At 67.8% G+C, this 11,644-nt stretch carries 11 protein-coding genes; 2 read left to right on the forward strand and 9 right to left on the reverse strand.

Features of this window, described 5'->3' with window-relative positions:
• Complete coding sequence (locus tag AB0I35_RS15935; protein ID WP_357396692.1) at positions 1–612, reverse strand: TetR/AcrR family transcriptional regulator; 612 nt, start codon at positions 610–612, stop codon at positions 1–3.
• Between the two features lie 91 nt (positions 613–703).
• Between AB0I35_RS15935 and AB0I35_RS15940 the strand changes: the two genes are divergently transcribed.
• A complete protein-coding gene (locus AB0I35_RS15940) occupies positions 704–2,317 on the forward strand; it encodes an MFS transporter (protein WP_357396694.1) in 1,614 nt (537 codons plus the stop codon).
• A 188-nt stretch (positions 2,318–2,505) separates the two neighbouring features.
• Entirely contained in the window at positions 2,506–3,147 is a 642-nt protein-coding gene (locus tag AB0I35_RS15945; protein WP_357396695.1) for a hypothetical protein, read from the forward strand.
• Here the strand turns inward: AB0I35_RS15945 and AB0I35_RS15950 are convergent.
• From AB0I35_RS15950 to AB0I35_RS15985, 8 genes are read right to left on the reverse strand one after another with little or no spacing between them, the layout of a single operon-like run.
• Positions 3,126–4,397, reverse strand: a complete 1,272-nt coding sequence (locus AB0I35_RS15950) for an MlaD family protein (protein WP_357396697.1) — start codon at positions 4,395–4,397, stop codon at positions 3,126–3,128. The two genes, AB0I35_RS15945 and AB0I35_RS15950, sit on opposite strands and share 22 nt — an antisense overlap.
• Positions 4,394–5,485 (reverse strand): MCE family protein, encoded by a 1,092-nt coding sequence (locus AB0I35_RS15955; RefSeq protein WP_357396698.1) that lies wholly within the window; start codon positions 5,483–5,485, stop codon positions 4,394–4,396. The genes AB0I35_RS15950 and AB0I35_RS15955 overlap by 4 nt, the downstream gene beginning before the upstream one ends.
• Entirely contained in the window at positions 5,482–6,585 is a 1,104-nt protein-coding gene (locus AB0I35_RS15960; RefSeq protein ID WP_357396699.1) for an MCE family protein, read from the reverse strand. The genes AB0I35_RS15955 and AB0I35_RS15960 overlap by 4 nt, the downstream gene beginning before the upstream one ends.
• Positions 6,582–7,643, reverse strand: a complete 1,062-nt coding sequence (locus AB0I35_RS15965) for an MCE family protein (protein WP_357396701.1) — start codon at positions 7,641–7,643, stop codon at positions 6,582–6,584. The genes AB0I35_RS15960 and AB0I35_RS15965 overlap by 4 nt, the downstream gene beginning before the upstream one ends.
• Positions 7,644–7,650: 7 nt before the next feature.
• The gene (locus AB0I35_RS15970) at positions 7,651–8,688 is read right to left on the reverse strand and encodes an MlaD family protein (RefSeq protein ID WP_357396703.1); all 1,038 of its coding nucleotides are present in this window, start codon (positions 8,686–8,688) and stop codon (positions 7,651–7,653) included.
• Positions 8,685–9,932 carry an MCE family protein gene (locus AB0I35_RS15975; protein WP_357396704.1) on the reverse strand — a complete coding sequence of 416 codons (1,248 nt, stop codon included), beginning with the start codon at positions 9,930–9,932 and terminating at the stop codon, positions 8,685–8,687. The genes AB0I35_RS15970 and AB0I35_RS15975 overlap by 4 nt, the downstream gene beginning before the upstream one ends.
• Before the next feature lie 2 nt (positions 9,933–9,934).
• Complete coding sequence (locus AB0I35_RS15980; protein ID WP_357396705.1) at positions 9,935–10,789, reverse strand: ABC transporter permease; 855 nt, start codon at positions 10,787–10,789, stop codon at positions 9,935–9,937.
• Positions 10,789–11,628: an ABC transporter permease gene (locus tag AB0I35_RS15985; protein ID WP_357396708.1), complete on the reverse strand. Its 840-nt coding sequence runs from the start codon at positions 11,626–11,628 to the stop codon at positions 10,789–10,791. Before AB0I35_RS15985 ends, AB0I35_RS15980 begins: the two co-directional genes overlap by 1 nt.
• Positions 11,629–11,644: the final 16 nt, after the last annotated feature.

An 11,644-nucleotide genomic window follows, 5' to 3' on the forward strand; every position in this document is an offset into this window, starting at 1 on the left:
CTACCCGGAGTCGTCGGCGGTGTCGATGGCGCGCGCGGCCAGAAAATCGTCGACGATCCGGGCGCAATCCGCCGGGGTCGACTCGCGCAGGCCGAGGAGTTTGGCGAACACGAGCGGACCGATCAATTGCGAGAGCACGAAATAGGTGTCGAATTCGCCCAATTGTGCACGGGCTTCGGGGGTTTCGAGCACCTGGTCGAACGGCGCACGGTACTGGTCGATCAGGCGCCCGCGCAGTGACGTGATGGCCGGGCTGTCCGCCTGATCCGAGCCTGTCGCCAACCATGCAAGGGTCGACAGCTGCAGGGGCGTCTCCCTGATCGCGTCGGCCTGGTGCTCGAGCAGGGTGACGAGGCGATCGCGCAGCGGGCCGTCGGGTGGGGTCGGTATCGCCGAGGGTAGTAGCCGTTCGATGGTGGCGGCACGCAACTGGATCGCATTGTCGAAGTGCCGGTACAGGGTGGTTCTCGCGACCCCGGACAGTTTGGTGACGCCGTCGATCGTTACGGCCTCCAGGCCGCCGTCCCGCAGCAGCGCGGTCGCGGCATCGAGCAGCCGGGCCCGCGACCGCACCCGGCGCGGGTCGACCTCTTCGGCGTCCAATGCGCTCATCTCGCCGAGTACTCCTTCATGGGTCTATCTCCTCCGGCGAACTTATGCTACATCTTGTAGCGAAGCGATACTGATAGTAGCGGAGGGGCATATGGTTGCCACGGAACGCGCCCGATTGTCCTCGATTCAGCGTCGCGTGCTGACATTGTCCTGTCTCGCGGTCGTTCTCGTCACCGCCTCGATGGCCGCCCTGTACACCACGTTGCCGGAGATCGCGGCCGACACCGGTGCGAGCCAGTCCGAACTCACCTGGATCGTCGACGGCTACACCCTGGCGCTGGCCTGCTTGGTGCTGCCCGGCGGCGCACTGGGTGACAGGTACGGCAGGCGCATCGTCCTCGTCGTCGGTCTGCTCATCTTCGCGGTCGCCTCGACGGCGCCCCTGGTGCTCGACAGTCCGCTGTGGCTGGTCGTGGCGCGAGTGATCACCGGAGTCGGTGCGGCACTGGTGATGCCGTCCACGCTGTCGCTGATCACCGCCGGTTTGCCACCGCAACGACGCGGTGGCGCCGTCGGATTGTGGGCGGGAGTGGCGGGCGTCGGCGCGATCCTCGGCATTCTCGGCTCGGGAGTGCTGAGCGAAAGCTGGTCGTGGGTCTCGATTTTCGTCGGGATGGCGATCGCGGGCGCGGTGCTCGCGGTGGCGGCCCTCACCCTTCCCGAGTCGGTCGAGACCTCCCGGCCCGCGATGGACCCGCTCGGAACGCTCACCAGCGCCCTGGCCGTCGGCGCGATCGTGGTCGCCGCCATCGAAGTGCCCGCGCGCGGCTGGCTCGATCCGATGGTGCTCGGCGCGAGCGTCATCGGCGTGGTGCTCGGTGTCGCGTTCGTGGTCGTCGAGCGGCGGGTGGCACATCCACTGATCGATGTGCGGCTGTTCGCCGACCGGGGCTTCGGCAGTGGCACCGCGATCGTGACGGTGCAGTTCCTGGTCACCTTCGGCTTGTTCATGCTTGTCGTGCAGTATTTTCAGCTGATCCTCGGCTATCGCCCGCTGGTCGCGGCCTTCGCGCTGGCACCGATGGGTTTGCCGATGGTGGCGGTCTCCGTCATCGCGCCGCGGCTGGCGACCCGGTTCGGGCTGCGAATTCCCGCCTTCGCCGGTTTGGTGGCGATCGGTGCCGGGATGTTGCTGATCGCGCAGGTCGATGTGCACACGTCCTACCTCGACGTGCTCGGCCCCCTGGTCCTGATGAGCGCGGGAATCGGGCTGTGTACCGCGCCCGCCACGGCTGCGATCGTCGACGGCACGCCGGTGGCGAAGCACGGTGTCGCGGCCGCGGTGAACGATGCGGCTCGCGAAGTCGGTGCCGCCATCGGTATCGCGATCTCGGGCAGCGTGCTCGCCGCGGGATACGGTGAGCGCATCGCGCCCGCCCTGCCGAGCCTCCCCGAGGCGGCCCGCGAACCTGTCGGCGACTCGCTCGCAGCGGCCCTCGAGGTGGTGGCGCAGATCGGACCGGCGGCGCAGCAACTGGGTGACTTCGCGAAAGTCGCCTTCCTGCACGGCATGCGGGACTCAGCGACCGTGCTGGGGGTCCTGACGATCGGTGCGGCCGTCCTGATCGCGGCCTGGGCGCCGGGCCGACGCATCGCCGCGTCCGCCGGAGAGCCCGGTGCTGTCGCGACCGAGGACACCGACCTCGCCGCCTGTGCTGAAACCGGTGGAAATGAGTCTCCTGTCGACAGTGCCACGAGGCCATAGCGATAGCGGAAGGTTCGCTGCCGCAGCACAGCTATTGATGTGGCACAGGTCACAATTCGGTTGGCTGAGACGGCTGCGGCGCGATGAGTAATCGGATTACCGTATGAATCGCGAAGGTCCCGGCTTGTCGAAATCCGTCGTCGACGGACCTCGCCGAGATCTTCGAGCTCGAGGTTGGGATGGGAACCATGGCTGCAATCGTCGACTCCGTTCGCTGGCGAGCCCACGCCCGTCGACACCCACTGCGCTACCGGCTGGCCGTTGTCGCGCCGAACGCGCAGGAGGTCGTGCGGCACGCTGGGGGCTGGCTCTTCGACCAGGCGACCGCGGGCTGGGAGGTGACCGTTCTGGTCATGGACCATTCCGATATCCGCCCGCTGCGGATCCTCGGGGCGACGGTGCTCGATCTCGAGCGCTCCCTGGCCGAGCCGAGGCACGAGATCTGGCCGCACGCGCTCGCCGCGCCGGCGCGGATGTGTGCCACCGACCACCGGGTGCGCGACGGGATTCTGCACTGCCTCGAGCACGGTGTCGCCGAGGTGGCACTCTGGGGCGACCCGCTGCCCGTCGGCATCGCCGAACGCGTCGAGCGCGCGGACCATCAGGTGAGCCAGGCGGCTCGTGCGTTCAAGGCGCGGGCCGTCGAGGCGGCCGGGTATCCCGGTGAGAATGTCGGCGCCACAGAGGTATTCAGCGTTGGGCTGTTGCCGCCCGCCGCTGATCCGCGCACTCGCTCGCCGAGGATGTCGATGCGACCTGCCGCGCCGGCACTGAAACTTCCGAAGGGCGCCTTCCGCGACGGACGCGGTTACCGCGGGCCGGGAATGTAGGAGCCGCCATACGGAGTGGGCACCGTCTGCGGCCCCACCGGGGCAGGCGTGGCGGTTTCCAGCGGGTCGGCCGGTGGCGGCGGGCGAACGGGATCGTCGGCCGGTCGTGGCGCGTTGCGGGCGCCGCGCGGCATGAGGGTGGGGTCGGGGTCGGTGCAGTCGGCATTGAGGTAGGGCGCCGGATAGTCGGGCACCGAACCGGGATGACGTGGCACGTTGTAGTCGCAGGCGTAGCGCGGGTAGATGCTGGCCAGCGCCCACACGCCACCGTCGTGAAACGCCGAGGCCACCGCATCGAGCGCCGACCCACCCCGTTGGCGGGGGAAGAAGAACTCCTCGAGGGCGGGGATACGTGAGTAGGCGACCTGGGAGACGGTGACGAGGTTGCCGAGCAGTTGCACCATGGTCGGCGAGTTCGTGGCCAGGACGGTGTCGAGCTCGGTGAGCATGGGCGGTGTCGCGGTGAGCAGTTGTTCGTAGCCGCCGGTCATCGACGCGGTACCGGCAAGCACCGCCGCGAGGTCGGCGGACGTGGCGCGCAAGGTGCCGCGGCCATCGTGCAGGGACGTGACCACGACGCGGCTGTTGCGCAGCAGATTCACGGTGTTCGGCAGCACCGCGTCGAGCGTGGCGACGAGGAAGGTGCCGCCGTCGATGATCGCCGCTAGTTTGTCGGGGCCCGCCTGACCGACGCCCAGTTCGCGCGAGATCGTCGCGAGCCGTTCGGGGTCGATCTGGGCGAGCGTGCCACTGAGACTTTGCAGCATGTCGGCCATCGGCACCGGGGTGGTGGTGCGGTCGGTCGTGATCACCGCGCCCTCGGCGAGGTAGGGGCCGTCGTTGCTCGCGGGCAGGAAATCGAGGTATTGCTCGCCGGCCGCCGAGAGCGCGGCGACCCGGACCTGTCCGGACACCGAGATTCGGACGTCCTCATCGATCGCGGCCACGGCGATCACCTTTTCGTCGACGACCCGCACCGACTCGACACTGCCCACTCGCACCCCGCGCAGGGTGACTTCCTGCCCGGGCAGCAGCCCACCGGACTGCACCAGCTCGACCCGCACCCGGTACGGCTGACTCAGCGGATCGATATCGAAGGTTGCGACGAGCAGGTGCGTGCAGGCGCCGAGAAGGATCGCGAGCAGACCGAGCAACGACACAGCGGACCGATGCCGGTGACCGGCGCGCACCGTGGCGACGAGCAGCCGGGCAGGCGCTTCGGTTCGGCTGCGACGACTGGTCGCGGTCACCGTGGTGGTCCTGTCAGGCGGCTCCCGAGCCGGGCGAGCATGTGCTGCAGCGAACCGACGAAGGCGGTCCAGTCGGTGATGTCGGGTGCCCTGCCCCCCGCGCCGCCGGGGTCGGCAGGGTCGGGGACGGCCAGTTGGGCGACGTCGACCGCGACGTGGCCGTTGGGGCCGCTGATCATCTTCAACACGATCTTCACCATGTTGTTGACGGTGTCGAGATCGGCGTCGGGATTGGTGGCCGCGGCATTCAGCCCGGCCGCCAATTGATTGATGTCGGCGGCCATGCTGGTGGTGTTGGTGCCCTGCACACTCGGGAATCGGGCGAGCTGGGTGGCGATGGTGTGGACGCGATCGACCAGGGTGACCAGCGAATCGGTGTTCTCGGCGAGCACCTCGACGGCCGGGCCCGCGGCGGCGACCGCATCGTGCAGCGTGGCCTGCTCGGCGGCGACAGTCTCGCTGAGGTCGGCGGTGGCATGCAGGACGCCGTTGATCTGGTCGGTGCGGTCGCCGAGGCTGCCGAGTAGCGATCTTGTCTCGTCGAGCAGCGCGGCGAGCCGGTCGCCGCGCCCACCAACGTATTCGCTGAGCGCCGAGACCACCGTGGTGAGGTACTGGATAGTGCCACCGTTGACGAGAAGCGATGCGCGGGTGAGCATTTCCTCGATAGTCGAGGCCGCCGACGTCGATTCCAAGGCGATCGCGCTGCCGTCGGTGAGGGCGGGGGTGCCCGGCTCGACGATCGGTGGCGGCTTCATCGCGACGAACACATCGCCCATCGGCGTCGCCGAGCGCAGCTCGGCCGTCGTTCCCGCGGGGAGACGCACGGCCGCGGTGATGCGCAGGGTCACCACGGCGGTGTAGTCGCGGGCGGTCATGGACTCGACCTGACCGATGTCGGCGCCGTTGAGCGTCACCTTCGCCTTGGTCGGGAGGTTGAGCGCATTGGCGAATGTCGCTGTGAGTGTGTAGGTGTCGCCGCCGAGACCCGGTGCGGGCAGCGGCAGCTGGTCGAGTCCGGTGGCACATCCGGCGACGCACACCGTGAGCGTGGTCGCGAGCGCCGCCTTCGTGATTCGTCGCATCATCGGCCGCTCTTCTCCGCTATTCCCGCCAGGATGGCGGTGATCCCGAAATCCGGTCCCATGTCCCGCATCGTTCCGGTGGCGCAGCCGAGGTTGTGCAACTGCAGCAGATTGCAGACCTCCTTGACCATCTGGCCGTCGAGCAGCAACCGGTTGACGTCCACCCCGGCGCGCAGGGCGCGCACGTTCTGGTCGACAGAGTTGTAGGCGTTGTCGACGACCATCGGGAACACATCGAGGAACTGAGCCAGGTTGTAGTCGTAGGCGGCCAGCGAGCCGGTCACGGTGGCGGCATCGGTGGTGAGACCGGAAATGGTGCCCTGGTGGCGGCGCAGCAGCTCGGCGACCTGACCGATGATCCGGTTCAGCGCGGCACCGGTCGTGCCGGTTCCCAGCTGCTGGTCGGCCAGGAAATCGCTGAGTTGCGCCACGGCACTGCCGAATTCGCGCAGCGTCGTGTCGTTGCGAGCCGCGGCCGCGGTCAGCTCGTCGAGATTGGTGACGACCGTGGTGATCGCGTTGCGGGTCGCGGCGCCGTTGTCAGTGTCCAGTTGCAGTGCGCGGGACAGTTCGCCGAGCGCGGCGCGCATGTCGTCGCCGTTGCCATCGGTCGTGGCGGCACCGAGATCGATCAGGTCGGCGACCGGGCCCGCTCCGCTTCCGTCGCCACCCAGCGACTCGGACAGCTTCTGTGCCATGGAAAGCAGCGCGTCGAATTCGACCGGGGATTTCGTGTGCGCCATGTCGAGTACCGCTCCCGCGGGCAGGGTGGGGCCACCGCGATAGACCGGGGTGAGTTCGACGTGTCGGTCGGTGAGCAACGAGTCCGAGATCGTCACCGCCCGCACGTCGGCGGGCAGTCGGATCGAGCTGTCGATGCGCATCTCGACGGCGACCTCGGTGCCGCGCGCCTCGATCCGGACGATACGGCCCACTCGCATGCCGAGCACTGAGACCGGGTTGCCCTCGTAGAGGCCGTTGGCGTTCGCGAATTCGGCGGTGAGGGTGAAGGTTTCGGCGCCGGATCCCGGTGAACATCCGGTGAGGCAGGCGGCGAGCAGGGTGAGCGCGAGTAGTTTCAGGGGCGACAGCAGTGCTCTCATCGGCAGTCCTGGAGGTAGGGGGAGCGGCCCGCCTCGACGGCGAGCGCACTCAGCGCGCACATCCACGAGTCGACGAACGCGCCGTCGGGGGCGTTGGCGTTGAGTTCGGCCCCGGTGCCGGTGGCATTGGCGAACATGCGCCACGGCACCGGGAGGATGTGCAGGATGCTGCGCAGCAGTTCGTCGTTGCGGGCCATCATCGCGGTCATGTCGCGCAGGTCGGTGAGTAGTTGTTCGATCTCGGCGTGCTCGCCGACCACCAGGGGTTCCAGACGCCGGACCAGGGTGGTCGTCGCGTCGAGTAGCCGGCGCAGCGCGTCCTGGCGAGCGAGGATCTGGCGTAACACCGCGCCGCCTCGGTCGACGACCGAGCCCAGTTCGGCCTGCTGACTACGGATGACCGTGCTGACCTGGTCGGTGCTGGTGAGCAGGGTGCCGATCTGTTCGCGCCGGGTCGCGATGACATTCGACAGCGACCGGATGTCGCGCAGGACGCCGGGGACCAGCGACGGAACGCCGTCGAGCCCGCGCGACAGTGCGGTCATCGATTCGGCGATCCGGTCGGCGTCGAGTTGGTCGAAGGTGGTGGTGGCGTCCTGCAGCGCGGTTTCCAGGTCGTAGGGAACGCTGGTCTGCGACAACGGAATACGATTGCCGGGAAGTTGTCCGTCGCCGTTCGAGCGCAGTTCGACATAGCGCGAGCCGAGCAGCGTGGTGAGTTTGATCGCGGCCGCGGTGTCGGCGCCGAGATCGACCGTGTTCTCGACCCGCAGGGTCACTTCGACGTGCTCACCGGCCAGCCGGGTAGCGGTCACCGTGCCCACCGGAATGCCCGCCCAGGTCACGGGGTCACCGGCGGCGATCCCGGCGGCTTGGACGAAATCGGCCCGAACGGTTCGGGTGCCCAGGTGCATCGAGTTCACCACGACCAGCACGAGCAGCACCAGCGTCATGGTGAGCACGGCGACGAGGCCGGTGCGCAGCGATCTGTCGGTGGCGATCGCGCTGGAGCCCACACGCGGGAGCAGTCGGGCGAGAGCGCTCGGTGGCTTGGTCATGATGGTCCTACCTGCAGATCGCGGAGTGCTGAGGACGACCGGTCGGGGAGGCGGCGCTCAGAACCTGTGAGATCACCGGATCGATGCCCGGAATGATGCTGAACCCGATGTCGCACACATAGGCGTTGACGAACGCACCCGCGTCCGTGGCCCGGATCATGGACTGGAACAGCAGCGGAAGGTTGAAACCGAGGAACGCGAAACGGTCCTTCCCGTCGACGAAGTGGCGGGCGAAGCCGGGTTCACGGTTCATGAATTCGGTCAGCGACGGGCCGGCTCCGTCGATCACGGCTGCCGCGTCGGCGACGACGGTGGATATCTTGGCAGTCTGATCCAAGAGCGTGTCGCGACGGGCGTCGAGTGCGTCGAAGATCTTGCGGGTCTGCGACAGTGTGGTCTGGATCCCGGCGCTCTGCCCCGCGAGCGTGGTCATCACCACCGAGAGGTTGTCGATCAGCGTGCCGAGGATCTGGTCGGGCCCCGCGAACGACTGGACGAGGGTCGCGGTCTCGGTGATGAGTGCGGCGAGCGCGCCGTCGTCGCCCTGCAGTGCCCGGATCAGCGCTGCGGTCAGATTGTCGACGTCGTCGGGGTCGAGGGTGCTGAACAACGGCTGGAATCCGTTGAGCAGCCCGGACAGGTCGAAAGACGGTTCGGTGCGCTCGAGCGGGATCTGCGTGCCGGGTGCCAGCGGGGCGGGGTCGCCGGTGACGGCCCGGCTCAGCCCGAGGTAGCGCTGCCCGATCAGATTCTGATAGATCACCGAGGCGATGGTGTTGCCGTAGACCGGCTGGTCTCGTTGGAGCCGGAAGCCGACAAGGGCATTCGGGCCGTGGATATCGATCGAGTCGACCCGGCCCACCTGGACCCCGGCGACCCGGACGTCGTCACCGACCCGCAGGCCCGAGACATCGCTGAACACAGCGGAATACGAGTGTGTGTCGCCGGTGACGTCGCGTTGCAGGGTCACCCGGACCATCCAGGTCAGCAGGGCGGCGACGAGCAGGAATGCGGTCAGTCCGGCGAGGTCACGTCTGTGTTTCACCGAGGTCCTCCGGCAGCTGATGGGGCGGGTGCATTCAGGCCGAGCAGGTCGGCGAGATCGACGGCTTCCGGTGCCACACCGAGGGTTTCGGCCAGGACCGCGCGCCGGTCGAGCATGGTCACCGGTTGGTCGGCGGCACCGATGACCGGTGGGCCCGCGGCGGGCCCGGTGGCACAGCTGGCGCCGGCGAGTTCGCCGTATCGGGGGCAGTCGGTGCTGGTGTACTGCTTGTGCGGGGTGAGTTCGACGATCACCTTCGCGGTACCGCTTTGTGTTTCCGGGTGCCAGAAGTCGTGGACGAACACGTGCGCGATCCGGGTCTGTGACGTGGTCATCTGGACGAAGTTGCCGCTGCCCGCGGCGAAGACGTGCAGGACCGGACCCAGCCGGGAATTGAGGTCGATGATGGTGTCGGTCCGGTTGGTCAGCGCGGTGCCGACCGATTCGGTGGTGGTGATGGCGCCGGTGAGCAGTTCGGTCAAGCGCTGTCGTTGCTCGGCGACGCTGCGCATCGGCCCGACCGCGTCGTGCAGTGCGGACAGCAAATCAGGGGCGGATTCCTGGAGTCCGTGCACCGCCTCGGACAAGCCGGTGAGCAAGGAGGCGGTCTCGTCCTGGCCGGTCATCTCCGCGCGATAGGCCCGCACGATGCGCTCGAGCTGGGTGGCCGCCGCCAGCGCATCGGAGCCGCGGCCCCGGGTCGCGCGCTCGACCGTTTCCAGGATTCCGACGGTCGGATCGGAATCGGGCCGCCCCACCGCGTCGGCGATGCGGCTCAACGCGGTGAGCGAGGTCTGCAGCTGGACACCGGCCCGGCTGTTGTCCTCCGGAATCGTCGCCCCGTCGGCCAGTGCGGCACCGGGGCCGTTGTCGATGAGCTGGATCGACGGCACCGCGAACACATTGCTCGGCACGACTCGTGCGGTCACCGTCGCCGGGATACCCACCGCGTGCTCGGGGATCAGTTCGAGGCGCACCTGATTCGGGTGGCCACCATCGGCGGGGACCACCTCCCGCACGGTGCCGACCAGCACGCCACGGTATTTGACATCGGAGCGTTTCGGCAGGCCGTCGCCGACATCGACCAGTAGCGCGGTGACCTGAACCGTCTCGGCGAACGCACCCTCGGACCTGGCGATCATTGCCGCGACGGTGGCGACGACGACGGCCAGCGCGGCGACACCGCGCACGAACAGTCCGGCATTGCTCAGATGCCTGTCGTCGGATTCGAACACAATCGACATGGCTACCCGCTGATCCTGGAACTGGCGTCGAAACCCCACAGCGCCAACGTCATCAGCAGATTCACCGAGATCATCACGGTGATGCTCGCGCGCATCGCCCGGCCCGCCGCGACCCCGACGCCCTGCGGACCACCCCGTGCGTAATAGCCGAAGTAGCACTGGATCGTGGTGGTGATGATGACGAACACGATCGCCTTCAGCAGTGAGTACACGACATCGGTGCCGCTGAGCACGAGGTCGAAATAGTGGGCGTAGGTGCCGAACGATTGGCCGCCGACCAGGCCGACGAACAGTTCGACGGCGAGGTAGTCCGCGGCCAGCGCGGCCAGGAACAACGGGATCACCGCCACGATCGAGGCGATCAGGCGGGTCGAGACGAGGAACGGCACGGGGCGGATGGCGATCGCGTCGAGAGCATCGATTTCCTCCGCGATCCGCATGGCGCCCAGTTGGGCGGTGAACCGGCAGCCCGCCTGCGCGGCGAAGGCGATCGAGGCCATGATCGGGGCCAATTCGCGGGTCGCCGCCGTCGCGGCGATCATCCCGGTCGCGGGCTCCATGCCGAGCAGCTTCAATGCGTTGAATCCCTCGATGCCGACGATGCCGCCCGCGGCGGCGCCGAGGATGATCATCACGCCCGCGGTGCCACCGCCGACGATGAGTGAGCCGTTGCCCCAGGTCACATCCGAGAGGATCCGCAGCGATTCGCGGCTGTACTGCCGCAGCGCGATCGGTATCGAGACCACGGCGCGCACGAAGAAGGTGAACATGTGCCCCAGCAGGATGACTCCGCGCCACGGTCCGCTCGTGACGGTGAGTACGGCACGAAGCACCGGGGGACGGTAGACGCTGGCCATTACAGTGTCGTCCTCGGGAACAACATGGTGTAGAGCTGGGTGAATCCGAGGTTGACCACCATCAGCACCACGATGGAAGCCACCACCGCGGCATTCACCGAGTTCGCCACGCCACCGGGCCCGCCCTTGGTGTTGAGGCCCTTCTCGCAGGCGATGACGACGACGATCATCCCGAATACCGCGGCCTTGACCATCGCCAGGTACAGATCACCCGCGGTCGCGAAAGAGGAGAACGTCTCCAGATAGCTGCCCGGTGTGCCGTCCTGGACATAGACATTGAACAGATAGCCGGCGAGGAATCCGACGAAGCAGCTGACCGCGGTGAGTGCCATGGCGATGAGGATTCCGGCGGCCAGCCGAGGTACCACCAGCCTGCGCAGTACCGAAACACCCATCACTTCCATCGCGTCGATCTCCTCGCGGATCTTGCGCGACCCCAGATCGGCGCACAGTGCCGAACCGACCGCCGCCGCCAGCAGGATCGCCGTCACCAGGGGCGCCGACTGGCGGATCACAGCCAGCCCGCTCGCGGCACCGGCCAGCGCCGTGGCACCCACTTGCCCGGCGAGCAAACCGAATTGGATGGACAGTGTTGCGCTGATCGGCAACGCCACGGCGACCGTCGGCAGTAGGGAGGTCTTCACCATGAACACCGCCTGCCCGACGAATTCGGTGAACGGGAAACGTCGGGTGGCGATGTCGGTGACGAGGAAACGGAAGGCGTGGCGGCCGAGTTCGACCTGCCGCCCGACGGTCCGCAGCGAGGCGACGGGATGGCGACGGGTGTACCCCTTCGACCAGTCCTTGATCTCGGCGACCGCCGATTCACTGGATTCCATTGCGAGCCTTCTCTTT

Source organism: Nocardia sp. NPDC050378, from assembly GCF_040655675.1.
In the GTDB taxonomy this organism is placed as follows: domain Bacteria; phylum Actinomycetota; class Actinomycetes; order Mycobacteriales; family Mycobacteriaceae; genus Nocardia; species Nocardia coubleae.